Genomic DNA, 25068 nt, shown 5'->3' on the forward strand with positions numbered 1-25068 from the left:
CTGCGTCGAGGCCGCTTCGAGGCGCGCACCGATCCTTGCCAGGTTGTTAGCAATACGGTCCTGCTCCGTCTTGAGCAACTCAAGGGGGATGGCCCCCGCGTAGTGAGCCTGCAGTAGACGCAAGCGCTCTGATTCCAGCCGTTGCTTCTGTGTGCCGAGGGTCTTCAACTCCCGATCAGCAGCAGCTCGGCTCGACATCAGCTCACCGCGCACCATCGCTTCGATTTGCCCGCTCAACTCCGGGTCCAACTGGACAGTCTCGTAGTGCTCGGCGACGAGATCCTCCACCCGAGAAATCAACACTGCCTTTATGGTGCACGGAGTCGTCTTCTGATGTCGCCCGAGGCAGATGAAGTACGGGTAGACCCTGCCAGACCGGTTCTTGGAGTTCGTAATTATCAGTCGACTACCGCAATTCCCGCAAAACACCGATGACTTCAGATAATGGGGATGCTCGCGCTGCTTTTCTCCCGTGGCGTGCGAAGCCAGCACCTCCTGCACCTTCGTCCAAGTCAGCTCGTCGATGAGTGGTGCATGTCGCCCTGGGTACCTGACGCCGCGATATGTCACCTCGCCCTTGTAATACGGCGTAGTGAGAATCCTGTAGAGACTGTTGTACTTGATTGGACGTGCTGGCGATTTGGGAGTTGGCCGCGTCGTCAGACCACGATGTTCGAGTTCCTTCGCCATCGCCTTCAGCGTCCAATCCCCCATCGCGAAAACCTCGAAAGCCCACGTTATGTGCGGGGCTCGTTCAGGGTCCACGACGACCGTTCGTACCTGAGCGCCGTCAGCATTGATCTGCTGGACATTCAAGTATCCAAGCGGAGCCCTGCCTGGCGTCCCACCGGTCTTGGCCTTCTGCTCCATCCCTTTGTTGACTTCGAACGCAAGGTTTTGGCTGTAGAATTCCGCGATCGAGCTCATGATGCCGTGAAGGAGCATTCCCGAGGGCGTCTCGTCGATATTCTCGGTGGCGGACACCAACTCCGCCCCTGCTTGCTTGATTGCCCAGTGAATCTGCGCATCGTCGAGTCGGTTCCGAGCCAGTCGGTCGACTTTATGCACAATGACGTAGTCGACTGAGTTCTCTTTCAGGTACGTAAGTAGCCTCTGTAGCTCAGGGCGCGACTCCGCATACTTGGCAGATTCACCTCGCTCGACGAACTCCTCGACAATGACCGCCTCTTTCGTTGCGGCTCTGCGGCGGTTCGCTTCGCGCTGCGCGGGGAGCGAGTAGCCCTCGGGGTCGCCGTCGCGTTCCGCCTGTTCCTTGGTGGAGACTCGCAGGTAGGAGACGGCGCGCTTCGCGGCAGCATTCGATACTTGGCCTGCTGCGATGCGCTGTTCAGATGGCACGCGATCAACTCCCCCATTCGTGGCGACGAGACCTTCTCAAGACGCCTGCTTTACCCACCTGGCTCATCAGCACGTGTGCAGCGTGTCCAGTCGTCGACCAGACCCGTCTGCCGGAGCCGAACTCCGATTGCGCGCTCGCTTACCTGGAAGTACGCCGCAAGTGCATCTGTGCGCTGCATACCGTTGCCCCAAACCCGCTTCAGAGCGCGGCGCGGCATGAGCACGCAGGCAGCGAAGTAGTCAGCGACGCGTTCCGCCTGGGTCGCGGCGGATGCTCTGCGATCCCCGCGGTACAAGTCCCCGCTTCGTCCGTGGTCGATGATGTGCTTGTACTCGTGCGCGAGAGTGAAACGCTGCCGCTGCCACGAGTCCGCGCGGCTCAGGAGGATCACCCAGGTTCGACGGGTCGTGTCCCAGTAGCTGGCTCCCGCGACCAGCGCACCGGTGTAGGCGATGGTGATCTTAGGAAGTTCGCTAATCAACTCGGTTGGCGTGCTGCCCTCTGAAATAGCGTGAGCCGCCAGCAGCTTGTTCGCCTGCAACTCGGCGATGCGAAGCGCCTCGTCGTAGGTGACGTCACTACGGCGCGGAATGACGGACCGCAGGGTCGCAAGAACGCTGAGCGTGTGTTGCTGATACTTGTCTGTCATGGTAATCCTCCTTTCCCACTAATGGGTTGTGTAATCTTGTGGTTTATTCATCTTCTCCGCCAACCGGGCCGGTTGCAGCATCGAAACTGATTCCATGCTTTCTCGCAATCTCATCGAATTGCGCCTCGATCTCCCCCATCCCTTCAGGCGGCAAGTCATACTTGGTGCGTAGGTACGGCCGGAGCGTGGGCAGCTCTTTGTTGGAAATCCATCCCGCGCTGGCGAAGAGATCGCCGGCCGAGATGCCAAGGACTTCGCCGATGGCTTGCAGCGTTTCGGCTTTCGGGCTGGCAATTTGACCGTCCTCGATCCGCCAATAAGTAGTGGCGCTCATGCCGACTCTGCGACCGACTTCGTTGGCAGACAAGCCGAGCGATTCCCGTCGCTCACGGAGGACCTTTGTGAGGTCGTTAACTTGCTCTGGTGTCATTGCGCAATTCCTCCATTCGCAATATATAATAACTGCACGCATTGCACCAAAGCAATAGTTTGGGCATTTTCTACAACGCACCGGCATTTCTCGCAACCATTCCTGCCCGTCCAGGTGGCGCATAGGAGGCCACATTTCAGCGGTAGCAGGTCTGGGTGGGGATTGCCGGGTCGGGCGGCAGAAAAGGGCAGTAAAGCCTCTTCTCCGCCGACCCGCCCGGTGTTGTCCAGCCCCTGGCTGACGGTCGTCAGCTGGGCGTCGTGTCGTCTCCCTTCTGCGGTCGGCGCGACCGTGCTGGGCGCGCGGTGTCGCCAGATTCGGCGGTCGAACCCGTATCGAACATGCTGGCGATCGCGTCCCGCCTGACGGTCGCATCCCGCTCGATCTCCTGACGGGCCTGATCGGCTTTCGCCAACAAGACCGGATCCGTTTTCGCTTGCGCGATGTGACCGGTCACGGCGAGCAGACCCTCGTCGTTGATGGTCTGCCCCCGCAGCTGCGCGATGAAGCTCAGCTGCGCGTGCACTTCCGGCTTGAGCCGGATGGCAAGCGTCTTGAGACTGCTCTCGGGTGTGGACATTGCGCCTCCTCGGTGCTGTGCGGCCGGTCATCGCTGATGCGATGACATGGACGGCCGCATGACACCGACGAGGCGTCCTCGGCGTCACCGCGTCTCCTGGGTCGTGTCGACTGATCGATCTGATGGCACGGGGTAGCCGGGGATCGCGACAGAGGAATCGATTTGGTTGCCCCAGGCGTCCCAGCCGGGCTGGTGTCGTCGGGCAAACAATTCAAGGAAGGGTCCGCGACTGATCCGCTCGATGACGGCGTACTGTTCCTCCGGCTTGTGGGAGTGGTCCTGGACTGGTGCGAACATCCACGTTGGCTGCGATCGGTATCGAACGGGTGCGACGCCGCGGGTACCGAAGAGCAGGTGCTCGGTGGCGTTGCGCAGGTAGTGACCTAATTGGATTCGTGGTTTGACCCATGTCAGCGGTGAGCGCGGTGTGAACCCCCAGGCCTCCATGACGTCGTACCCATCGCGGAGCGTCGCGTTGGTCACCCATAACCACAGGTGCGCGTTGTCCTCCGCGAGGCCGGCCACAGGCAGCGCCTTGATCTGATCGAGCGTCATGAGGTCGTAGTGCCTGGACGCCCCTTTCCCACCCTTCTGGAGGACGTCCCAGGGTGGGTCGGCCAGAATCGTTTTATACCGAGGGGATGCGCTCACGTCGACGGGTCGCTTCGGGCTGTCAGATGGACCGGTCATTGCTCACCCCCGTTTTGGACGAGGGCCAATACTTCGTCTGGCGCAACGACACGGAACAGACTCGCGTCCAGGCGGCCACCGGCCTCGATTGCCTCACGGAGCCTGTGACGGCGGCGCGCGGCAACTGCCGGATCCCTGGCGCTCATGATCCACACCACCAATGGGAACGTGCCGGCCTCGGTCTGCTCGGTGCCCGATCGGTAGTACGCGTCGTAGTCGTGACACTTCCGCATCAGTGTCGGCAAGTGCTCGGTCCCGAGATCGACTTCCAAGAACCAGCTATTGACGAACGGACTGTCGGCGTTAACTGCGGTCTCGACGTACAGGTCGGGTTTCAGAACGAGCTGCGCGCCGCCGACGCCGACGTGCGTACGCCACTAGGCCGGTTCGATATCGCAGCGCACTAGTTGACACTTGGCGGCGCGGTCTGCCTCGACGAGGGAAACGTGGGTCTCGGCGACCGTCAGTGTGTGCCGCAAGAACGAGGTGCTCGGTTCCGAGAAGCGACGCCGGGAAGGGCGGTTCGTGTCCCGGCGTAGGAGCCGGTCGCCGACAACGTCGACGCAGAAGACCAGTCCGCTGCTTCCGGCCCGAACCCCGCCGATACGACGCTCCAACGTGGTCAGCAGGCGACGGCCACGGAGCCGTCCCAGCACCCGGCGAGTGAGGGCCGGACCTGATGCCTCAGCGTGGTCGGCGAAGTGCAGTCGGGTGATCTGCGCGGTGGTTAGGAACCGATGAGCTTCCACCGACCGCAGAATTGCCCAGTCTCGGTCAGACAGCGCATCGGCGATTCCTGCAAGGTTCTGCCGCCGCGTATGGCCGCGCTGCGTCGGGCCACCTGCGGGCTGTATGCTGCCAGGAGTGGCAGCATCAGTCTGCTCCCGCGGAGCGTTGGATTGTGGCCTGACCGGCGATGATGGAGCTGGCTGCGTCGACGCGGTCGCTACACCGACCGCGCCACCTTCCTGCACTGTTATCGACGCCGGTTCGCCCACCGAATCGGCGCGGTGGGGGTATTCGGACTGATTCATGAGCGCCTCGCTTTCCGCCCGTGCTGGCCGACGTCAGACCCCGCGGGTTGAGTGATCGGGGGGTTTAGCAGTTCGGCGAAGCCTGCCTCGATTGCATCGAGGGGCTGACCGAATTGCTCACGGCTGATGCGCCGGATCTCAGCCGGATCACTTGTGATCGGCGGCGGTGGCATGGTGATTCCGGAGACCCACGGTTGTACGGAGTTGTCGCGGATGAGGCTGGCGTACACATGGTGGGCTGGCAATGCGGTGAAGTCCTCAGAAGCGAGCACAGATTGACCGGAGGCCATGTCGCGGGCATCGCTAGCCTGGAGCTGAAAGGCGACGCGGGAGCGTGCGTTGTTTCGCACGGCGTCGATCATCTGTTTCGGCAGCTGCGCCTCAAACTGGTGTGCCAGATGCAAGCCGGCACCCAGGCTTCTCGCCGTTGCGAGCACGTCGCCGAGGTCAGTTGGGAGCTTGAGATAGTCCTGAATCTCGTCGATGTACACCATGACGGGATCGCGCTTGTTCTCCGGAAGCGAGGCACGTTCTCGGATTGCTTGCCAGAGCTCAGCGACCACCACCGCACCGAGAAGTTCTGCAACCTCTGGGCCGACAACACCTTTCTGTAGCGGAACGAGCAGCACCTTGCGCTCCCGAAGAACCTGCCGCAGCGTGAATCGAGGGTGACGCTGCGCAAGGACACCTCGCATCTGCTTGGTCAGCGGGCGTTTCACTTGTGCCGGAGCAGTTTGCGTCCACGAACGAACTGTTGCGCCAGCGGTGCGGCCATTGGGACGTGGCCTTCATTGAACGACTCGGAGCTGCGGAAGCTAAGACTCATCGACTGAATATGCTGCTCGAAGCCACTATCGACGCGCATCTTGAGGGCTGATCGTCCCATGTCGGCGGGCCTGTTTGTGTCTCAACACAAGAGCAGACGCATCGTGCCGGGACGCGTGCAACCCATAGTTCACCGGCCCCTTGGCACCGTAGAAGATTCCAGTGCGAGACATGCTCAGGCGATGAAAAAGATGGTGGTGAGCTACCGAAGTGACAATTCGTAATCAACGCCGAGAGAACTCGCGATCAATCCGCAGACAACCATTTACTTAACCCGCTAGTCGGGTGCGTCGAACAAATCCTCATAGATTTTTCTCACCGCTCGAAGAACGCCAGAGTCGGAATCTTCACGATTTTTAGACACGAAGGCGTCCTTGAGTTGCTTTGAATCAGCAATCGATAGCGGGACTCGCACGTACCAGTCGAACGGTGAGGGTATTGGTGGGATTCCGACGAGGCCGAGCCCGTGATTGATGCCGTCGTCGATGTCGCGCTGATCGTCTTCCTCGAAGGGGATGTGTTCCACGACAGGCGACGCCTGTGGGCCTGACCCGGGCCTCGTCACTCTCACGACCCTATTCTCAAACGAACTTGGCACTCGGAAGACCCTGCCGGGCCCAGCTACCCACGCGATCATCAAGTAGTGGGCCGAGTATGGCAATGCGACGTAGTGACCTTGTTCCACCTGGGGCGGCACTTCATCAGGGGAGGCGGAAGTCTCAAAATTGTTCCAACGTTGGTCCACGCCGCAACTCCTCTTGGTGGTCTCGACTGAGACGGTGCTGTGGCGGCGCGCCCAGTCGAGGGGCGCGCCGCCACAACGGTGTCAGCTACTGATCTCGAAGGTACCGATCGCTTCACCATCGCGCGTGAGCAGCGGCACGGTTCGCACCGCGGGCTCGGCTGCAGGGTCGGCAGCACCCGCAGTGAGATCGCTTGATCGGATGTACCCGGCTTGCCCATCGGTTCCGATCGCGCTGATCAACTCCGGGAGGTCGGCATCGTCCTGAACCCCTAGGGCTTCCCCGTACGACACGCCATCGCCGTTCACCCCGGACTCCCCCTCGGGCGCACTGTTCTGCTGACGCGCCGATGCTGCCGGCGGATACTGTAGCGGGTCGGTGGGGAAAGTGACGGTCTCGCTGAGGGCTCCGTTCGTCGGATTCAGAACCGCGACGAAACCATGGCTGTTGTAAAAACCCGCACCGCAATCGCGCGTGGTTGCCGCGTTCTGAGCGTTTGTGATGAACGCATTGAAGCGGTAATCGGTAGCGCTGCAGAGTGCACCCTCACGAAACAACCGCGCTTTGGCTCCCATCGTGCCGGGGGCCACCGACGAGCCAAAGGAAGTATAGATTCGAGTGCTTGCGGTGGGAATGCCACCGTTGTCGATCGTCGAAGTATGCAAGTAAACAGTGCCGTTGACGGGCGGCGTGGGACCGATCCAGCCGGTCCGCGTCTCGGCTTGTGCGACGCCACTACCGAGTAGCGCTACAGCTGCAACTGCGCAGGTCACTGGAGCAATTCTACTGATAAGTTTCATGGTGTCCTCCTAGTTTTTGGATGGTCGTACGGTGTGTAAGTGACCGCTCACGGGTAGTTGAAGTAGCAGTCACCGTCGAATCGAGGGCATATGTATCGTTCACTCTGCGGACCCGGGCCGAATATTCCGGCGACCTCCGGGACGAGGTACACGTAGTCGTAGCCTTCTGGCTGAAACTGCACCACGCCCTCGGCGAAATAGGTACCAGCGTCCTCCAGCCGGGGGCCCTGCACTTCGGTGGCTGTATAGGAGTAGTTGCCAGGCACGTCTGAGACGCTGAACCCGGAACCCATGGGCGTATAACCACAGTTCACATCAGGTGTACCTCCGCCGATGTTCTCTCGGCATTTAATGTCGTGCCGTAAGAACGTGAGCCGAGGGCCCTCATCATGAGTGATTGTGGTGGTGTACCGAGCCGACCGCCCGTTCAAGTTCAACCTCATGTAGTAGTCGAATGTGCCCAGCACCCCATCCTCGTTCCCATAGATGAGATTGCTCTTGCTGATCGCAACGTTCTCGCTTCGAGTGAACTTGCACGGTGAGGACGAATCTGGCTCGCACCAGAGGTCCGGGTCATCCGGCGGTTCATCAGCTCTCCGTTGTGCGCCGGGATCCACCAGGTTGGGCCTTGGAACGACTGGTAGAACCTCATTACCAACCGACGTCGTGAGAACAGCACCATTGCATACCCAGTTGCCAACACCTCTGTCCAGAGCAGTATCAACACACTGTTGGCTCGCTCCAGGCACATCCACGAAGGGAGTGTCTGCCAAAGACGGGTCCGAGGGCACACTGGCAGTAGGCGGGCTTGGATCTGAAGTAGGTTGCGCAAGAGCAGCACTCGGGGCAAGCACACAGGAGATGGCGACAGACACACCCAGTAACAGGCCGCGGGGAAATATGTGGCCGCGTGCTTGATGCAAAGGAACCTCCAGGCGATAACGGGCGGGAAGCCGACTGTGACAGTCGAATCGAGGGGGACAATTCGACCTTAAGCGACCCAGTGGTATTTAGGTAGCCGAAGTCATGAGAAATGCCGAACGCCGGGTCTCGCCCGCGCACGTGGACGATCTCCCGATCCAGAACAGAAGCCCGTGGGTAGTCACCCAAAGTGCGGTATAACGCACTACTTCACGCCTGTTCCAACCTCTAGAATCGCTGACTCAAGCCACAACTGTCACAAAGCGTGCTTAACGCAGGCTGCTGCCTGCGGCCGCATGGAACATACGTGCAAGCGCCAGAGTGTTTTGATGGCTTAGTGCGAACGAGCCAGAACTCTCTCCAGACTCAACGCGGATGCGCGGGACGGGGTTTCGCAGACGAGGATGTGTGCGGCAGTCAACCGACCAACAGATCGGTTGCGGGCGGTGGCTGAACCCTCGCATTGCAGAGACGCGATCTTGGCCTGCAGCTCGAATCGTGGTCTTGAGCTAGCTGTTCTTCGCGGGGAGGTTGTGGACGGTGAGTCGCTCGATGGGTGACTTGCCGTCGATGCCTGTGTGGGGTCGGTGGTGATTGTAGTGATGGACCCAGTCCTGGTAGGTCGCTGCGCGGGCTTCGTCGGAGAGGTAGGTGTGGGCGTAGGCCCATTCCTGGTTGAGGGTGCGGTTGAATCGTTCGACTTTGCCGTTGGTCTGCGGTCGGTAGGGGCGGGTGCGCTTGTGCACCACCGATCCGAGTGCTTCGGCGAACAGTGTTGACCGGTAACAGGATCCGTTGTCGGTGAGCACTCTGGCGATGGTGATGCCGTGGTCGGTGAAGTACGCGGCGGCGCGCCGGTAGAAACCGGCGGCGGTCTCCTTGCGTTCGTCACCGAGGATCTCGGAGTAGGCGAGCCGGGAGTGGTCGTCGACGGCGTGGTGGACGAACGCGTAGCCGCGGCCTTGTTTCTTGTTGTGCCGGTTGCCGATCGTGCGGCCGAGTGTGCGGTGCCCGCCGCCGTCGGGGATCCGGCCGAGTTTCTTGATGTCGATGTGGATCAGGTCGCCGGGGGCGGGGTGTTCGTAGCGGCGGGGTGCGGGGCGGCGCACCGCCAGGCCGGTGTTCTGGTCGAGGTGGCGCAGCAGCGGCATCCGGTAGCGGGCCAGGACCGCGGAGACGGTGCTGCGCGGCAGGTGCAGGTGGTAGGCGATCCGGTGCGGTCCCCACCGGTTGGTGAAGCGCAGCGCCACGATTCGTCGTTCGGTGCGTCTCGGTGTGCGCGCGGGGCTGCGGCGGGGCCGGCTGGACCGGTCGATCATCGCCGGCGCCCCGCCGGCCCGGTACCGGTCGGCCCACTTCTTGGCGGTGGTCGGTGAGACCTGGAAGCGTTCGGCGGCCCGCCGGATGGACCAGTGGTCGTCGACGATCGAACTCGCGAGCTTCAATCGTCCCTTCGGGGTGAGGGAGGCGTTAGCGTGGGACACGAGGACCTCTCGGTTGTCGGTGCAGTTGTGGTAACCACACCGATACCGGAGGTCCTCACCTATCTGTTGTCGCCACGCCGTCCACAACGTCCCTGACCATTACACGTGCGCGTCCTCGATACGTGGTAGGGCGTACCACAGTGTCGCGCCACCCGCAATCAGTGCGCGCGTGCGTTAGAGCGAACGTCTGAGCAGGAGTTATCTGTGCATCAAGCGTGGCCGAGTTGGCGTGCGAAGACAGGGCTTAGGTCTTCTGCCGGTGCGGTCAGACCGTCTAGACCTACCGATTGCGGACTTCCCCCTAGGTAGCCGCTGTGTCTACGGTCGGAGGGCTGGTCTGACGTGTCGAGAGGCTGACTTCAAGGCAAAGGCGATACTTGTACCGCCGCGCTGTCCATAGGTGCCGCGGCAGGGCCTTGGCTGTTCGATCAGTCATCAGGCCCGATCCTGACCTGCGCCAACTGGCACGAGCAATCGTCACACTGGCGATCGAGATCCAGAAAGAGGACCGCAAGAACAACGACGCCCAGGACAGAGCTGCCTGACTACGTCTCCTCATCTCGGGTTGTCCACCGGTTGAACTTGGGTGGCCGCAGCGTTACACCCGACTTCTTCAGGGCTTTGCCGACGCTGCTGGCCGCGAGGCCGTACTGCCGGCCCAGCTCCACGGTGGATTTCCCTCGCTCGTAGTGCCACGTCAGCTCAGCGAGCAGCTTTGCGTCGATGCGAGCTCGCGAACGAGTCGCCACTCCCCTGCTCGCGAGCAGCCGGGCGACAGTCTGCCGATGGATCCCGAACAACTCGGCGACTTGCGGTGCTGTCTTGCCAGACATGTACTCCGCAACGAGCTGGTCCAGCTCAGGCTCGGACAGCCGACGTTGAGGTCGGTAGTTGTGTTTCTCTACCTTGACCTGCGGTTCTCCGCGGTGCGGTGCGCCTGCAAGTAGCAGGTCCACCTCCCGACACAGCCCGGTCAACGGGGTGTTTTGTCTTGAAAGCGATTCGCGTAGGCGCACCACGGCGCTCATTCGCCCATCGAGAAGACGACGACGGCAGCCACGAGAACCGCGATCAGCGCCACCACGGGTGCGCCGAGTCCGACGATCGCGAAGGCCGCGGCGCCGAGAATCGCTCCGCCCGCGAGCGCAGCCCACATCAACAGCGGGCGGACCCAGGATTCCGAGCTGCGCCCCTGGATCCGAGCGGCGATCGTGCGTGCCATGGTCACGAGCGTCCCGGTCATGTACGTGAGGCTGATGCCGCCGTCCCGCTCGAACACCGCGTTCTCGGCGCCCATCGCTGCCGCCACGATCAGAGCGGACACCAGGGTCGCGCCGCCGCCGAGGTGCACGACGCCGGCCGCCGCCAGCAGTACCGCGACGAGCAGGAGGACGACGGTCTTACGTCGCCGGCCGGCAAGGTCGCCGACGAGCGACCCGGTGACGACCCCGCCCACGAACGACACGATCACCACGAGCCCGACGGACGCCGCACCGAGATGTCCCGCAGTGAGTTCGACGGCCGCCCGAGTGGTGTTGCCCGTCATGAAGGAGACGAAGAAGCCGCCGAGAGCGAGGAAGCCGACGGCGTCGACGAAGCCCGCCACAGCGGCGAGACCCAGCGCCACGTGGGCATCGCGGCGGCGGTCGTGGGTGCGCTTCACGCGGTCATTGGATCACCACGAGAGCGGTAACGTCGCACCGGTGACCCGCCGCACCGCTACCCTTCTCCTCCTCGCGACTCTGAGCGTGGCGGGGTGCGGCGGTGACCCGGCGACACCCCCGGCCGACGACCCGGCTCCGGCGACCGCGACGTCCGAGGCGCCCAGCACGCCGGCGGTGGCCGGTCCCTCCGTGCCGACGGGGCCCGACGCCGTCGCCGCGGACGACCTCTTCATCGCAGGGTTGGACAGTGGCGCCATCGAGTACACCAACCCGGAGACGATGAAGATTCTCGGGCGCGGCATCTGCGCCGAACTGCAGCAGGGGCAGCCGGTGATCGCCGAGGTGGACGCCGTCACGACGGGCAGCCGCGGCAAATGGGACGAAAGCGCCGCGGGCGCCATCGTCGGTACCGCGATCGGCGCCTACTGCCCCGAGTTCCGAGCGCTGCTGCCCGGCTGACGGCTCCGGCGCAGCAGGAAGCGCTGCACCTTGCCGCTGGGCGTCTTGGGCAGTGCGTCGACGAAGTGCACCGTGCGCGGATAGGCGTGCGCGGCGAAGTTGGACTTCACCAGCTGCTGCAGCTCGAACTCCAACTCGGCGGTACCCGAGACGCCCTCCGCCAGAACGACGTACGCCTCGATCACCTCTCCGCGGATGTCGTCGGGTTGGCCCACCACCGCCACATCCATGACCGACGGGTGTTCCACGAGAACGCTTTCGACGTCGAAGGGCCCGATCCGGTAGCCGGCCATGATGATGACGTCGTCGTTACGCGCGGAGAAGAAGTAGGAGCCGTTCTCGATGCGTCCGGCATCGCCCGTCAGGTACCAGGACCCGTCGTCGGTGAACCGTTCGGCAGTCTTGTCGGGAGCGTCGACGTATCCGGTGAACCACATCAGCGGGCTGCCCGCCACCTCGAAGCCGATCTGATCCTCGACGACTCCGGCGGTGAAGCCCGGCAACGGCTTTCCCATCGAACCAGGGATCAGCGGCTCACGCACCGCATCGTGCCAGGCGTTGACGATGACCATCCCGTGCTCGGTCTGGCCATAGTGATCACGCACCGGCACGCCGAGCGCCGACTCCGACCACACCAGAACGTCCGGCGTCAGCGGCTCCCCCGCCGACGACGCCCGTCGCAACGTGATGCCACCGACCGACGGGTCCTTGCTCAGGCTCCGGTACACCGTCGGCGCCGCCGCGAAGTTGGTGACCTCGAACTTCTGCATCACCGCGACCGTGAGCGCGGGGGTGAAGCCGGCATGCAGCATCAGACTGCGACGGCCCATCGCCATCGGGCCGAGAATGGCGTAGTAGAGCCCGTAGGCCCAGCCGGGGTCGGCGGCGTTCCAGAAGACGTCGTCCTCGGACACGTCGAGGCCGTAGGTCATGTAGGCAACGAACGACGCCAGCGCCGACACAGGCACCGGCACGCCCTTCGGCTTCCCCGTCGTGCCGCTGGTGAAGAGCTGGATCATCACACCGTCGCCGCCCACGGCCACCGAGGCCGCCATCGGCTCGTGCTCACGAACCAGAGCGTCGAAGCCCTCCCCCGTCTCGATCACCGTGATGCCCTCGATCGAGTCGAGCTTCTCGCGCTGGTCGGTCTCGGTGATGACGACGCGCGCCTGCGCGGCCTCGACGCGCATCGCGATCGCCGGAGTAGCGAAGGCGGTGAACAGCGGGACGTGCACCGCGCCGAGTCGCCAGAGCCCGAGCAGGGCGACGACCAGTTCGAGCCGCTTGCTCATCAACACTCCCACGCGGTCACCCCGGCCGACGCCCATCTCGGCGAGGCCCGTCGCGAATCGCGCCGACAGCTCGTGCAGCTCGCCGTAGGTGAGGTCGCGCGCCGTGAGATCGCCTTCGATGAAGGTGAACGCGATCGCCGCCGGGTCGTGGTCGTCGCACAGCAGGGCGGCGAGGTCGGCGTCGGCGGATCCGTAGGTCGCCAGCAGGCGTGCGACATCGTCGGTCAAGGTCGTCATGGTGAGAGTGTGGCGCGGAACACTCGCGGCCCGATACCCTCCGAAGAGGGTAGGAAGACGGAGACCATGATCGACACACGTTTCGACGCCGCCGTGGACCGGTTGCGCGCCGGTTCGGGCGTCACGCTCGCTTTCGGCGGAGTCATGACCGCGGGACGGCGATTGACGCTGCGCCATTTCGCCGGGCAGTCCGTCGGGGCGCTCGACGGTGTCGAACTCGAGGCAGGTCACGGTCTCGGCGGCAAGGTGTTGCAGGTCAATCGCACCGTCGCGCTCGACGACTACATGCGGACTCCGAAGATCAGCCACCGATACGACGCCATCATCTCCGCCGAGGGCCTGCGCGCCATGATCGCCGCCCCCGTCGTCGTCGGGCGGACAGCCGTCGGCGTGCTCTACGGCGCGATGCACACGGCCGGGCACATCGGGGATCGCGTGCTCGACGTGCTGACCCTCGAAGCGGGGGTTCTGGGCCAGGACCTCGCCGTCGACGAGGCGCGGCGCGATGCCGACCGGCTGCGCGAGGACGTCCGTCAGACGTACACGCGGCTGCGGGCAGTCGCGGCACGGTCGGACGCACCCGAGCTCACGTCCGTGCTCGACTCGATGCGCGCCTTCCTGGAACCCGCCGCACCGACACCGTCCGCTCCGCACGTGACGGCCCGCGAACGGGACGTGTTGTCGCTGGTGGCGCTGGGCCGGTCGAACATCGCCATCGCCGAGGAGCTCGGCCTCACCGTGTCCACAGTCAAGAGCTACATGAAGTCGATCATGGCCAAGCTCGACGCGTCGACCAGACACGAAGCCGCGCACGCCGCCCGGCGTGCAGGCCTAGTTCCCTGATCCTGTCCGCAGCGCCTTCTCGAGCGGAGTCGGAAAGGTCGGGGTGATGGACGCGCCGTCGAGATGGGTCTCGAGACGTGCAGCCTCCGCCGCGACCTGCTCCTCGTCGGCCTTCTCGAACAACCGGAACACCACCTCACCGGCGCCGCATACGGCCCAACCGCCGACCACCCGGCCGTTCGACCACACCGTGGGGCCGACGTTGCCGAACGTGTCGAACAGATCCGGTCGGTACTCGTCCGGCAGGAACCACCTCCGATCCTTCCAGCCCATCGGTGTCGCGTCGAGAGCCGGCAGCAGCGCTACCCCACCGTGTATTCCGTCGATATCGCTGTCGCGGAGCATGATTCCCGGTCCTGAGGAGAGCTCGACCTCCACCGTGTCCAGCGCCGCCACCGCCTTCGTGGTGTGACCCTTGTTCCAGCCCGTCCACCACTGCAGATCGTCCATGGTCGCCGGACCGAACGACTCGAGCCATGCGCGTGCCAGTTCGACACGCGCCTCGGCTTCGTCCATGTCCGGTACACCGTCGGGCCACCAGTAACCGACAGGGGCCCACGTGTGGTGGCGAGAAGTCCACGAACCCCGAGGTTCCACCCGAACTATCCGACCTTCGGCCGACAACAGGGTCAGCACCTGCGACGTCACGTAACGCCGGACGTCGTATGCCTTGTCCGTCGTCGGGAGGAACGCGGTACGCAACTGCGGTACAGCCGTGGACAATTCGGCTCCCGTGGCGGTTCCCGCTGCCGCGAGCGCCGCATCGACATCGCGCTCCACCCGGTCCAGCCACGTCGGCACGTCGTCGATCACCGGATCCGTCGGCATGGTCGACAGTTGTTTGACGAGGCGAGTTCGCAGAGTCCGCGCCACTCCCGCGCTCGCGCCGGCCTGCACGATCGGCATGAACGTCCTGTCGATGACGAACAACGTGCGCCGCATCGCCATCACCCGCACCAGACTGTGATCGGTGTACATCGCGTCGCGCATGGCATCGAGCGTCGCCGTGGTCGAACGCGCCAGCACCTGCAGAGACACAGTGGCCGGATCCGTCGCGTGCAGGGCCACCAGTCGCGTCGTCACCTCCGCCGGCGTCAGCGCCATACCCGCGCCGACCGCATGACGGCGCACCAGCAGGTGGCGCCGCTCCTCGTCCGTCACCTCCATCGGGACAGTGTGACCGACCCCGCCGCCGTGCGCACCCAAGCCGCGCGTTGCTCCGTTTGGGCTCCGCTCCAGGGGTGCTCACCGCGCGCACCGCCCGTCGCTCCGCGCACTCCACACCCTGCGCGCTCCACCGCGCGCTGCGCCCGGCAAAGTCGCAAACCTCGCGAAAGCATCCTCTCGAACCCCGCGGTCTGGTTACTATCAGCCGTTCTTAAACACCCCCTTAGACCGAGGTCCCTCAATGAAGCGCTTTATTGCCGGTGTCGGCGTGGTGTCCTGCGGCGCCGTCGTCGTCGCCCTTGCAGCAGCCGCGCCCGCGTCGGCCGATCCTGCTCCGACCCTTCCGTCCGCGTTCGTGACCGAGGTCGTCGACGGCGACTCTGTTCGCGTCGTCGACGTGACCCGCGGTGCGATCACCGTGCGAATCGCAGGAGCTGACGCTCCCGAGCTGAACGAATGCTACGGACCCCAGTCGCGGGACTTCACGCGATCCGCACTCGAGCGGCAGCTCGTCGCCGTGATCGTCGATCCGTCACTCGGCAATGCCGACGCCTCTGGAGAGCTTCCCGCCTACATAGTTCGCGTGGACGGGTGGAATCACAACGTGGAAGCCACCCGCGCCGGCGCCGCAAGGGCGAGCGGAGAGGTGTCGCGCTCCGCGGAAATTCGAGATGCCGAGAACGGCGCTCGCCAGGTCGGTGCAGGCTTGTGGTCGGCGAACTGCGGTACCCCGGCACCGCAACCCCGTCCGCAGGCAGCACCTCAGCCGAGCGGCGTCTACTACGAGAATTGCGACGATGCTCGAGCACGTGGCGCAGCACCCGTGCTGCGCGGTCAGCCCGGCTACCGCGCCGGGCTCGATCGCGACAACGACGGTGTCGGCTGCGAGCCGACGCGATGACACTCGACAGGACGAGACGGCCTTCGAGGCGTGGTCACGCGGCAGTGCTTGCGTTCACGGCGATTTCGGCACTGATGATCACGGCGTGCGGCAGCGAAAGCGACTCCGGAACCACCACCACGGTCGAAACATCGACAGAGACGGTCACCGTTGAAGCGACAGCGTCACGCGTACCGGCCACTACTTCAGCGGTGGCGGAACCTCCCGCAGTGGTCACATCTGCTCCAGCTCCCGCACCTGTGGCAGCGCCGGCATCCATGCCGGCGGTGGTCTGCATGAACTTGCAGGACGCTCAAGATCTGATCCAAGCCGCCGGGGTCTTCTACTCCAGAAGCGACGATGCGACCGGCGCCGGCAGGAATCAGGTCCTCGACGCGAACTGGTCGGTGGTGGCACAAAGCCCGGAGCCGGGCGCACTGGTCACCGAGGGGGAAGCGGTGTTGTCGGTGGTGAAGCTCGGCGAACCGGGCGACTGTTCCTGACGGAACCCACCGCCGCGCGCACCGCCCGTCGCTCCGCGCACTCCACACCCTGCGCGCTCCACCGCGCGCTGCGCCCGGCAACCGCGCACCGGCCGCTTGGCAACCGCGGAGCGCAACGGCAACGACCGAGCCGGCACCCCACACGACAACGGCGCCGCACCCGTCATGGGTGCGGCGCCGTCGTGAGGCTCCGGGTCAGCGACCGTTCGACCGCCTGGACGACTCCTCGAAGTCCCCCTCGATCACCTCGAAGGTGCGCGTGTCGGACTGCGCCCGGCGCGACGCTTCCCTCATCTCGATGCCGTCGGTGACGAGGTCACCGATCTCGCGGGTGACGTCGCGGACTGCCGTGGCGATGATGACCGCGATGCGTCCGACGTGGGTCGCCGCGGACTCGGTCAGTTCCTGCACGGTGTCCTTGTTGCGTTCGAACTTGCCGACCATGGCACTACCTCTCAGGCTGCAGCTTTTTCGCGCTCGATGATCACACCGGTCACCTTGTCCACACCGGTGAACCGGTCGGGAAGGGCGAGTCGGAAGATCTTGCCCCACACAGTACCGATCTGATGGAGGAAGCCACCAGTGTTGTACGGAAGGCCGTACTCCTCACAGAGCGCCTTGACCTCGGGCGCGATCTGCGGGTAGCGGTGCGCGGGCAGGTCGGGGAAGAGGTGGTGCTCGATCTGGTGCGAGAGGTTGCCGGACATGATGTGGAACAGGTTGCCACCCTCGATGTTTGCGGAGCCGAGCATCTGACGCACGTACCACTGGCCGCGGGTCTCCTGCGCGGTCTCCTCGACGGTGAACGTCTGCACGCCCGTCGGGAAGTGGCCGCAGAAGATGATCGAGTATGCCCACACGTTGCGGACGATGTTGGCGGTGAAGTTGCCCACCAGCGTCGGGACGAACATCGGCCCGGTCAGCGCGGGGAAGACGATGTAGTCCTTGAGGACCTGTCGTCCGGCCTTCTTCCACCAGCCCTCGAGCAGGGGCTTGACGTCGTGCCATTTGCGCTTGCCCTGGATGACGTTCTCGGCCTCCAGGTCGTGCATCATGACGCCCCACTCGAAGAAGGTCATGAGCAGGAACGCGTAGATCGGGTTGCCCAGGTAGTACGGGTTCCACTTCTGCGCGCTGTCCATCCGCAGGATGCCGTAACCGATGTCGCGGTCCATGTCGAGGATGTTGGTGTACGTGTGGTGCATGTAGTTGTGCGAGTGGCGCCACTGGTCACCGGGGCAGGTGTTGTCCCACTCGAAGACCTTGGAATTCAGGCCCGGCTCACGCATCCAGTCGTACTGGCCGTGCATGACGTTGTGACCGATCTCCATGTTGTCGAGGATCTTCGACAGGCTCAGGGCGCTGACGGCGGCGATCCAGGCCGGCGGGAAGAAGCCGAAGTACATCAGTCCGCGACCGGCGACCTCGAGTCCGCGCTGCGCCTTGATGATCTTGAAGATGTAGTCGCGGTCCTCCTGACCCAGATCCGCGACGGTGCGGGCGCGCAGGTCGTCGAGCTTGCGTCCGAGTTCCTCCACGGCTTCGTAGCTCAGGACGACGGGTCCGTCGGTTCCCGGCTCGTCCATCACGTCGACGCCGGACGTCGCGGTGTCGGGCGCCGAGCTGGAACCGATGAACGGGAGAAAGGACAGTGAGAGTCCGAACATGGTGACCTCCTCTTCGAGTATGTGGATGGGTCAGACGTCGATGTCGACGTCGCCCACGGGGACGGAGATGCAGAGCTGGATTTCGTTGTCCGGATCGGAGTCGAGCTCACCGGTCTTGACGTTGCGGGTGCATCCCGACTTCTTGATTGCCGTGCAGGTGAAGCAGATTCCCATCCTGCAGCCGAATTCCGGTGTCAGCCCGGCATTCTCGGCCTGCTCCAGGAGGGTGGCGCCGTCGTTCTCCGCCTCGACGGACGAACCCGAGAACGACACGGTTCCCGAGGCATCCCCGTCGACGACCGGAACTGCGGTGACGAACTCCTCCGAGAACAACGACTCGGAGAGTCCGAGTTCGTCGAACACCGACCTGACACCCTTCATCAACCCGGGCGGCCCGCACAGGAACGTCTGCGCCGAGGCGTGCCAGGGTGCTGCGACGTTCAGATGCTCGGTGTCGAAGAATCCGTGCAGATGACCACCGTTCTGCTGATCGGTGTACGCGTACAGAACGTCCACGTTGTCGTTCTCGGCCGCGATGCGGTCGAGTTCGGCGCGGTAGCAGACGTCGTTCTCCGTGTAGGCGTAGTGCAGGAACGCCACGCGTCCGGTGTACCCCTCGTGCACCAGCGTGCGCAGCATCGACATCACCGGGGTGATGCCGCTTCCACCACTGATCAGCAGAACGTGGTCCGGCCGCGGGCTCGGGAGCTCGAAGGTGCCCGTGGCCGGCGCGAGATTGACCACGAGACCGGGCTTCGCCGAGGCGACCAGGTAATTGGACACGATGCCGTCGGGCTGAGCCTTGACGGTGAGCTCGATCGTGTCGTCGTCGGTTCCGGCGGTACCTGCCGGGGAGTAGCAACGCGTGTGCCGGACGCCGTCGACCACGACACCGATCTGCACGAAGTGGCCGGCGGAGAACCCCTTCCACTGCCACGTGGGGCGCAGCGTCAGCGTGACGGTGTCGGCAGTCTGGTGACGGACGGCCACCACCTCGGCGCGCATGTCGTCGACAGTCATCATGGGGTCGACGAGTTCGAGGTACCGATCGACCGCGTGCGGCGTCGTCAGCGTCTCGAGCAACCGGGGCCGCAACCTGGACAGCAGCGAACTGCGACGGCCGCGCGATGTGGGGGTGGTGGCGATGCTCAAGTCGTCCTCCTCGAATGACGGGCCGGTGACCGGATCACTTCTCCAGTGCACACTCGTTCACTGGAACCGAGTGTGACAGCCCGTACCGGCAACTTTCAAGGCCAATGTGACGACGGACACGTACCGTGAGCAGCAGTGACCCGCCAGGCTCTCGCGCGGCGGAAGTGCACACCCATACACCGATGTCGGTTAATGTCGAGGAATGTCCGAGAATTCCGTAGGTTCCACGACGGCCAGCAGGGCCGAACGCAAGGAACGCACCCGGCGGGCACTCGTGGACGGAACGCTGGACGCCATCGCGGACCGCAGTTTCTCCAGCGTGAGCCTCCGCGAGGTCACCCGTGCGGCCGGAATCGTCCCGACAGCCTTCTACCGCCACTTCGCGTCGATGGAGGACCTCGGAGTCGCGGTCGTCGAGGACAGCATGCGCGTCCTTCGCAAGATCCTGCGCGACGTCCGTCGTCACCCGTCCGCGGACAACGCGCGCGAGTCGCTCGAACTGCTGGTGGGCGAGATCCGCGAACACGACGTCCAGTTCCGCTTCCTGATCCGTGAACGGTCCGGCGGGGTGGTGGAGGTCCGGCGCGCGATCGAGACCGAACTGCGAATGATCGTGCACGAGCTCACTCAGGACCTGTCCCGGATCCCCGCCCTGTCGTCGTGGCCCGGCGACGATCTCGAGATGGTCGCCGACCTCATCGTCAACACGATGCTGGCGACGGTGGTGGACCTGGTCGAGGTGACGCCCGCCGGCGCGGCCGAACGCGACATCGTCGAACGCGCGCTGTCCCAGCTGCGCGTGATCATGCTGGGAATGGGCCAGTGGCAGCCTCGGAACGTCCGCGGCGCACGGACGTCGGCAGCCGCCCTCGGAGCGTGAGGACCCGATAGCCTTTCCCCATGCAGATCTCAGTCGGTGACCTGACCTTCGACGCGGACCGCTACGGAACCCCCGGCGACCGCCCGGCCCTTCTCCTGCACGGTTTTCCCGAGACGTCCGCGAGTTGGCGCGACGTGGCGATCCGCATGGCGGACGCGGGCCGCGACGTCGTCGTGCCGAACCAGCGCGGGTACTCCCCCGGTGCCCGTCCGATCGGTACCGACGCTTACCGCATCGATCTGCTGGTCGCCGACGTCATCGGAATGCTCGACGAACTGGGCTTCGCGGCAGTCGATCTCGTGGGGCACGACTGGGGGTCGATCGTCGCCTGGTACGTCGCGGCGCTGCATCCGGATCGCGTGCGCACCCTCACCGCAGTGTCCGTCCCGCACCCGGCCGCCTTCGGGTGGGCGATCCGCGAAGACGAGGACCAGAAGAAGCGCAGCGAGTACATGACGCTCTTCCGTCAGCCCGGCAAGGCGGAGGATCTGCTGCTCGAGGACGACGCCCGCCGGTTGATCGCCATGTTCTCCGGTGCCGCCGATCCGACGATCGTCTCGCAGCATCTTCCGGTGGTCGGCCGGCGTGAGACGCTCACCGCCGCGCTGGAGTGGTACCGCGCCATGACGCGCGACTTCGCGGATCTCCCGTCCGTCGAGGTGCCGACCACCTACGTGTGGGGTAACCAGGACACGGCGGTCGGCCGCGCCGCCGCCGAGCGGTGTGCCCAGCACGTCACCGGCCCCTACGAGTTCGTCGAGTTGAGTGTCAGCCACTGGGTGCCGGAGGACGATCCGGACCGACTGGCGGACGAGATCCTCGCGCGTTAGCGCGTGACCGGTTGTCGCAGAATCGTTCTCAGCTTGTCGGCCACCACACGCCGTGGGTCGCCGAGATAGATCTCGTGATGACGTCCCGTCATCCGGAGCGAGTGCGCCGGGACGACGACGTCGTGCATGTGCGCGAGCACCGGCGCCTCGTCGTCGTAGGACCCGACGTGCAGCGTCTGCACGCACAGCCCCTCGTCGAGACGTATCAGGCGCACGTCGCCTGTCCGCGAGCCCGCCTTCTGTTCGCGGACGGTCTCCAGATGCTCGGCCGTGATCCAGTCGGGGGTCATGATCATCGCGGTCCATCGCCATCGCGACGGGTCCCGTTCGCGGGTGAACGACGCCCAGTCGTCCGCCCACCACAGCGCTTCGAGCGGCATCACCACGTGGTCTCTGCCGAGTTCACGCTTGCCGAGGAACTTCAGGCCGTACGCGAGCGGATACAGAGACGACACCGCGTCGGTCCAGGCGGTCGTGTTCGGATCACCGTCCCCGTCGATCGTGAGGTACTGCAGCGGCGGCACCTCGACCACGTCGAACACCCCGAGTCGAGCGCTGTACGTCGCGATCTCCTTCTTGTGGTCGACCTTCACGCCGCTGCGTCCCTCCCCCGATCACCCTCGGGTGCCGCGACGCGGAGCAGGGCCAGCAACCCGGCCGCCAGCACCAGCACGATGCCGATGATGCCGGCCCGATCCGCGTCGAAGAGGAAGACGAAGAGCCCGAAGAGGCTCGGAGCGAGGAACGAGACCGCGCGTCCCGTCGTGGCGTAGAGGCCGAACATCTGGCCTTCCCGGCCGGGCGGGACGATGCGGGTCAGGAAGGTGCGCGACGCCGACTGTGCGGGTCCGACGAACAGGCACAGGATCAGTCCGAAGATCCAGAACATCAGGGGACCCGAGACGGCGAGCAGGACCAGCCCGGCGACGATCATCGACACGAGCGAGACGACGATGACGAGCTTGGGCCCCAGCACGTCGTCGACACGCCCCGCGACGACGGCGCCGAGTGCGGCGACGACGTTGGCGGCGACCCCGAAGAGCAGCACGTCGGCACTGGAGATGCCGTACACGGTGACGGCCAACACCGCTCCGAAGGTGAAGACCCCGGCCAGACCGTCACGGAACAGAGCGCTCGCGACGAGGAACCACACGGTGCGGCGGTCGGTGCGCCACAGCTCGGACACGTCGCGCCACAGCACGCGGTACGACTCGAGGTAGCCGGCTCGCGCGGCCGCCGCCTCGGGGTCGGTGACGGGGAGTTCGGGAACCGCGAAGAGCACGGGAAGCGAGAACACGAGGAACCACACCGCCGCGAGCAGCGCCACGAGCCGGATGTTGAGGCCGTCCTCGGTGGTGATGCCCAGCAGGCCCCGCTCGTCGCCGTCGCCGGCGATGAACCCGAAGTAGCACATAAGCAGCAGGACGATGCCGCCGAAATAGCCCATCGCCCAGCCGAATCCGGACACCCGACCCAGATTGTCGGGCGTCGAGACCTGACGCAGCATCGCGGTGTAGGGCACCTGCGCCACCTCGAAGAGCACCGAGGCGACGGACAGCAGGATCAGGCCCAGCCACAGGTAGTGGTAGTCGTCCTTCACGAAGAACAGTGCCGCCATGCACACGACGGTCGCGGTCGACAGTACGAAGAGGAGCCGTTTGCGGCGACCTCTGGCATCGCTGCGCTGACCGGAGACGGGAGCCAGGACCGCGACCAGAACTCCGGCGATGCCGAGCGACCACCCCAACCACGACGTGGCGGACACTCCGCCGGGCAGATCGGCACCCACCGAGTCGGTCAGGTACACCGAGAACACGAACGTGAGGATCACGGCCTGGAAGGCGGCGCCGCCCCAGTCCCAGAAACCCCACGCCAGCACCTGCTTCTTCGTCACGACACCGGGCGCGCCCACGACCACCATGTCTCGCAGCATAGGGTGCCGAGATGACCGACTTCCCTGTTCTGCTGTCGCCGATCACGGTCGGTCGTACGACGTTGCCCAACCGGGTGATGATGGGCTCGATCCACACTGGACTCGAGGATCGGGCGAAGGACGTCGAGAAGCTCGCCGCGTACTTCGCCGAGCGCGCCCGAGGTGGTGTGGGACTCGTCGTCACCGGGGGCTACTCCCCAAATCGCACCGGCTGGCTGCTGCCGTTCGCGGCCAAATTGACCAACCGTCTCGAGGCCCGTCGCCACCGACACGTGACCGATGCCGTGCACCGCGAGGGTGGTCGGATCGTGCTGCAGATCCTGCACGCGGGCCGCTACTCCTACCATCCGCTCTCGGTGAGTGCGTCGGGTGGGAAGTCGCCGATCACCCCGTTCCGCGCCCGCGGCCTCACCGATCGGGGCGTGGAACGGCAGATCAGCCACTACGTCCGGTGCGCGCGCCTGGCGCAGCGCGCAGGCTACGACGGCGTCGAGATCATGGGCGGCGAGGGCTACTTCCTCAACCAGTTCCTCGCACCGAGGACGAACCGTCGCACCGATCGATGGGGCGGGTCCGCCGAGAACCGGCGCCGCCTTCCGGTGGAAATCGTGCGTCGCATCAGAGCAGCGGTCGGACCGGACTTCCTGCTCTCGTTCCGGATCTCGCTGGCCGATCTGGTCGAGAACGGTCAGACGTGGGACGAGATCGTGGCACTCGCCACCGAACTCGAAGGAGCCGGGATCGATCTGTTCGACTCCGACTTCGGCTGGCACGAGTCGCGCGTGCCCACCATCGTGACGTCCGTACCGAGGGCCGCGTTCATCGACTTCACCCGCCGCCTCACCGAGGTGGTGACGGTGCCGGTGGCGGCGGCGAACCGGATCAACATGCCGGAGGTCGCCGAACGCCTGCTCGCCGACGGCAGCGCGCACCTGGTGTCGCTGGCCCGCCCGATGCTGGCGGATCCCGACTGGCTGCTCAAGGCGAGGAACGGCCGACGGGACGAGATCAACACGTGCATCGCCTGCAACCAGGCCTGTCTCGACCACGTCTTCGTCCACCGCAAGGCGTCCTGCCTGCTCAATCCGCGGGCCGGGCGGGAGACCGAACTCGTGCTGTCCCCGACACGCTCCGCGAGAACGGTCGCCGTCGTCGGCGCCGGCCCGGCGGGACTCGCCACCGCGGTCGCACTGGGGCAGCGTGGTCATCGCGTCACCCTCTTCGAGGCGCGCGACGAGATCGGCGGCCAGTTCGCGATCGCGCAGCGCATCCCCGGCAAGGAGGAGTTCGCCGAGACGGTCCGCTACTTCACCCACGCACTCGCCGCAGCGACGGTCGACGTTCGGCTCGGCACGACGGCCGGCGCCGCGGACCTCGTGCACTTCGATCGCGTCGTCCTGGCCACGGGTGTGGCGCCGCGCATCCCGTCCATTCCCGGCATCGATCACCCCAGCGTCGTCACGTACGCCGAGGCGGTGCTCGGCCACCGCGACGTCGGCAGGCGCGTGGCCGTCATCGGGGCCGGCGGCATCGGTGTCGACGTCTGCGAGTTCCTCACCACGGAACACTCCTCGACTCTGGACACCGCGGAGTGGCGTCGGGAATGGGGAGTCACCGACGATCCGGCGGCCGCGGGTGCCGTGGCCACCGCTGTCGCTCCCCCCGCGGCTCGCGAGGTGTACCTGCTGCAGCGGACGGCGGGACGGATCGGCACGCGACTCGGCAAGACCAGCGGCTGGGTGCATCGCGCTGCCCTGCGAAGCAGGAACGTGACGCAGTTGTCGGGGGTGCGGTACGACCGGATCGACGACGACGGACTTCACATCACCGTCGACGGACGGACACGCGCACTGGAGGTCGACACCATCGTCGTGTGCGCCGGCCAGGAGTCGGTGCGCGATCTTCTGGACGATCTCACAGCTGCGGGAACAGTAGTCGACGTCATCGGCGGCGCCGACGTGGCGGCGGAGGTGGACGCGAAGCGGGCGATCGAACAAGGGACCCGCCTCGCGGCCGCCCTCTGACGTCGCGTGCTCCGAAGGGTC

The 25068-nt window shown here is 65.1% G+C and carries 26 protein-coding genes and 2 pseudogenes; 7 read left to right on the top strand and 21 right to left on the bottom strand.

Annotated features, from left to right (window positions below; genetic code table 11):
- Window positions 1-273: 273 nt before the first annotated feature.
- The 13 genes and pseudogenes from HQ314_RS21850 to HQ314_RS04925 form a co-directional block, all read right to left on the bottom strand.
- Window positions 274-1359 (bottom strand): annotated as a pseudogene (locus HQ314_RS21850) (recombinase family protein); the annotation flags it as partial.
- 50 nt (window positions 1360-1409) lie between these two features.
- The gene (locus tag HQ314_RS04865) at window positions 1410-2009 is read right to left on the bottom strand and encodes an ImmA/IrrE family metallo-endopeptidase (protein WP_222649373.1); all 600 of its coding nucleotides are present in this window, start codon (window positions 2007-2009) and stop codon (window positions 1410-1412) included.
- Window positions 2010-2052: 43 nt separating this feature from the next.
- A complete protein-coding gene (locus tag HQ314_RS04870) occupies window positions 2053-2439 on the bottom strand; it encodes a helix-turn-helix domain-containing protein (protein ID WP_222649374.1) in 387 nt (128 codons plus the stop codon).
- A 247-nt stretch (window positions 2440-2686) separates the two neighbouring features.
- The gene (locus tag HQ314_RS04875) at window positions 2687-3019 is read right to left on the bottom strand and encodes a hypothetical protein (RefSeq protein ID WP_222649375.1); all 333 of its coding nucleotides are present in this window, start codon (window positions 3017-3019) and stop codon (window positions 2687-2689) included.
- A gap of 84 nt (window positions 3020-3103) precedes the next feature.
- Window positions 3104-3709: an MT-A70 family methyltransferase gene (locus HQ314_RS04880; protein ID WP_222649376.1), complete on the bottom strand. Its 606-nt coding sequence runs from the start codon at window positions 3707-3709 to the stop codon at window positions 3104-3106.
- Window positions 3706-4743, bottom strand: a pseudogene (locus HQ314_RS21855) (replication-relaxation family protein). The gene HQ314_RS04880 and the pseudogene HQ314_RS21855 overlap by 4 nt, the downstream one beginning before the upstream one ends.
- Window positions 4740-5462 carry a hypothetical protein gene (locus HQ314_RS04895; protein WP_374197813.1) on the bottom strand — a complete coding sequence of 241 codons (723 nt, stop codon included), beginning with the start codon at window positions 5460-5462 and terminating at the stop codon, window positions 4740-4742. The pseudogene HQ314_RS21855 and the gene HQ314_RS04895 overlap by 4 nt, the downstream one beginning before the upstream one ends.
- A gap of 383 nt (window positions 5463-5845) precedes the next feature.
- Window positions 5846-6313: a DUF5956 family protein gene (locus tag HQ314_RS04900; protein WP_222649378.1), complete on the bottom strand. Its 468-nt coding sequence runs from the start codon at window positions 6311-6313 to the stop codon at window positions 5846-5848.
- Between the two features lie 81 nt (window positions 6314-6394).
- On the bottom strand, window positions 6395-7084 hold the full coding sequence (locus HQ314_RS04905; protein WP_222647137.1) for a hypothetical protein: 690 nt from the start codon (window positions 7082-7084) through the stop codon (window positions 6395-6397).
- A 74-nt stretch (window positions 7085-7158) separates the two neighbouring features.
- Window positions 7159-7866, bottom strand: a complete 708-nt coding sequence (locus tag HQ314_RS04910) for a hypothetical protein (protein ID WP_222649379.1) — start codon at window positions 7864-7866, stop codon at window positions 7159-7161.
- Window positions 7867-8541: 675 nt separating this feature from the next.
- Entirely contained in the window at window positions 8542-9516 is a 975-nt protein-coding gene (locus tag HQ314_RS04915) for an IS481 family transposase (RefSeq protein WP_222649380.1), read from the bottom strand.
- Between the two features lie 545 nt (window positions 9517-10061).
- The gene (locus tag HQ314_RS04920) at window positions 10062-10544 is read right to left on the bottom strand and encodes a Hin recombinase (protein ID WP_222649381.1); all 483 of its coding nucleotides are present in this window, start codon (window positions 10542-10544) and stop codon (window positions 10062-10064) included.
- Window positions 10541-11179 (bottom strand): YoaK family protein, encoded by a 639-nt coding sequence (locus HQ314_RS04925; RefSeq protein WP_027505624.1) that lies wholly within the window; start codon window positions 11177-11179, stop codon window positions 10541-10543. The genes HQ314_RS04920 and HQ314_RS04925 overlap by 4 nt, the downstream gene beginning before the upstream one ends.
- 40 nt (window positions 11180-11219) lie before the next feature.
- Here HQ314_RS04925 and HQ314_RS04930 point away from each other — a divergent pair, with 40 nt between their 5' ends.
- On the top strand, window positions 11220-11639 hold the full coding sequence (locus HQ314_RS04930; protein WP_222649382.1) for a DUF732 domain-containing protein: 420 nt from the start codon (window positions 11220-11222) through the stop codon (window positions 11637-11639).
- On the opposite strand, the gene HQ314_RS04935 is transcribed toward HQ314_RS04930, so the two are convergent.
- Complete coding sequence (locus HQ314_RS04935; RefSeq protein ID WP_222649383.1) at window positions 11603-13168, bottom strand: AMP-binding protein; 1566 nt, start codon at window positions 13166-13168, stop codon at window positions 11603-11605. The genes HQ314_RS04930 and HQ314_RS04935 overlap by 37 nt on opposite strands.
- 66 nt (window positions 13169-13234) lie before the next feature.
- Here HQ314_RS04935 and HQ314_RS04940 point away from each other — a divergent pair, with 66 nt between their 5' ends.
- Window positions 13235-14011: a LuxR C-terminal-related transcriptional regulator gene (locus HQ314_RS04940; RefSeq protein ID WP_222649384.1), complete on the top strand. Its 777-nt coding sequence runs from the start codon at window positions 13235-13237 to the stop codon at window positions 14009-14011.
- Here HQ314_RS04940 and HQ314_RS04945 read toward each other — a convergent pair.
- On the bottom strand, window positions 14000-15178 hold the full coding sequence (locus HQ314_RS04945) for a winged helix DNA-binding domain-containing protein (RefSeq protein ID WP_222649385.1): 1179 nt from the start codon (window positions 15176-15178) through the stop codon (window positions 14000-14002). The two genes, HQ314_RS04940 and HQ314_RS04945, sit on opposite strands and share 12 nt — an antisense overlap.
- A gap of 241 nt (window positions 15179-15419) precedes the next feature.
- Here HQ314_RS04945 and HQ314_RS04950 point away from each other — a divergent pair, with 241 nt between their 5' ends.
- A complete protein-coding gene (locus HQ314_RS04950) occupies window positions 15420-16079 on the top strand; it encodes an excalibur calcium-binding domain-containing protein (protein ID WP_222649386.1) in 660 nt (219 codons plus the stop codon).
- A gap of 34 nt (window positions 16080-16113) precedes the next feature.
- Here the strand turns inward: HQ314_RS04950 and HQ314_RS04955 are convergent, their stop codons facing one another.
- A complete protein-coding gene (locus HQ314_RS04955) occupies window positions 16114-16356 on the bottom strand; it encodes a hypothetical protein (RefSeq protein WP_222638609.1) in 243 nt (80 codons plus the stop codon).
- Between HQ314_RS04955 and HQ314_RS04960 the strand changes: the two genes are divergently transcribed.
- Complete coding sequence (locus HQ314_RS04960; protein WP_261769331.1) at window positions 16355-16561, top strand: PASTA domain-containing protein; 207 nt, start codon at window positions 16355-16357, stop codon at window positions 16559-16561. The genes HQ314_RS04955 and HQ314_RS04960 overlap by 2 nt on opposite strands.
- A 195-nt stretch (window positions 16562-16756) precedes the next feature.
- On the opposite strand, the gene HQ314_RS04965 is transcribed toward HQ314_RS04960, so the two are convergent.
- From HQ314_RS04965 to HQ314_RS04975, 3 genes are read right to left on the bottom strand one after another with little or no spacing between them, the layout of a single operon-like run.
- Entirely contained in the window at window positions 16757-17005 is a 249-nt protein-coding gene (locus HQ314_RS04965) for a hypothetical protein (RefSeq protein ID WP_027505620.1), read from the bottom strand.
- An 11-nt stretch (window positions 17006-17016) separates the two neighbouring features.
- Entirely contained in the window at window positions 17017-18228 is a 1212-nt protein-coding gene (locus HQ314_RS04970) for an acyl-CoA desaturase (RefSeq protein WP_222649387.1), read from the bottom strand.
- A 30-nt stretch (window positions 18229-18258) separates the two neighbouring features.
- Complete coding sequence (locus HQ314_RS04975) at window positions 18259-19380, bottom strand: ferredoxin reductase (protein ID WP_222647481.1); 1122 nt, start codon at window positions 19378-19380, stop codon at window positions 18259-18261.
- 202 nt (window positions 19381-19582) lie between these two features.
- Here HQ314_RS04975 and HQ314_RS04980 point away from each other — a divergent pair, with 202 nt between their 5' ends.
- Together HQ314_RS04980 and HQ314_RS04985 are read left to right on the top strand one after the other, a co-directional pair.
- On the top strand, window positions 19583-20260 hold the full coding sequence (locus HQ314_RS04980) for a TetR family transcriptional regulator (RefSeq protein ID WP_056446144.1): 678 nt from the start codon (window positions 19583-19585) through the stop codon (window positions 20258-20260).
- 20 nt (window positions 20261-20280) lie between these two features.
- A complete protein-coding gene (locus HQ314_RS04985; protein ID WP_222649388.1) occupies window positions 20281-21090 on the top strand; it encodes an alpha/beta fold hydrolase in 810 nt (269 codons plus the stop codon).
- Here HQ314_RS04985 and HQ314_RS04990 read toward each other — a convergent pair.
- Both HQ314_RS04990 and HQ314_RS04995 read right to left on the bottom strand, forming a co-directional pair.
- The gene (locus HQ314_RS04990) at window positions 21087-21683 is read right to left on the bottom strand and encodes a GyrI-like domain-containing protein (protein ID WP_222649389.1); all 597 of its coding nucleotides are present in this window, start codon (window positions 21681-21683) and stop codon (window positions 21087-21089) included. The genes HQ314_RS04985 and HQ314_RS04990 overlap by 4 nt on opposite strands.
- Window positions 21680-23011, bottom strand: a complete 1332-nt coding sequence (locus tag HQ314_RS04995) for an MFS transporter (protein ID WP_235578968.1) — start codon at window positions 23009-23011, stop codon at window positions 21680-21682. Before HQ314_RS04995 ends, HQ314_RS04990 begins: the two co-directional genes overlap by 4 nt.
- A 23-nt stretch (window positions 23012-23034) precedes the next feature.
- Between HQ314_RS04995 and HQ314_RS05000 the strand changes: the two genes are divergently transcribed.
- On the top strand, window positions 23035-25047 hold the full coding sequence (locus HQ314_RS05000) for an NADPH-dependent 2,4-dienoyl-CoA reductase (RefSeq protein WP_222649390.1): 2013 nt from the start codon (window positions 23035-23037) through the stop codon (window positions 25045-25047).
- Window positions 25048-25068: the final 21 nt, after the last annotated feature.

This window comes from Rhodococcus sp. BP-332 (genome assembly GCF_019836065.1).
Taxonomy (GTDB): domain Bacteria; phylum Actinomycetota; class Actinomycetes; order Mycobacteriales; family Mycobacteriaceae; genus Rhodococcoides.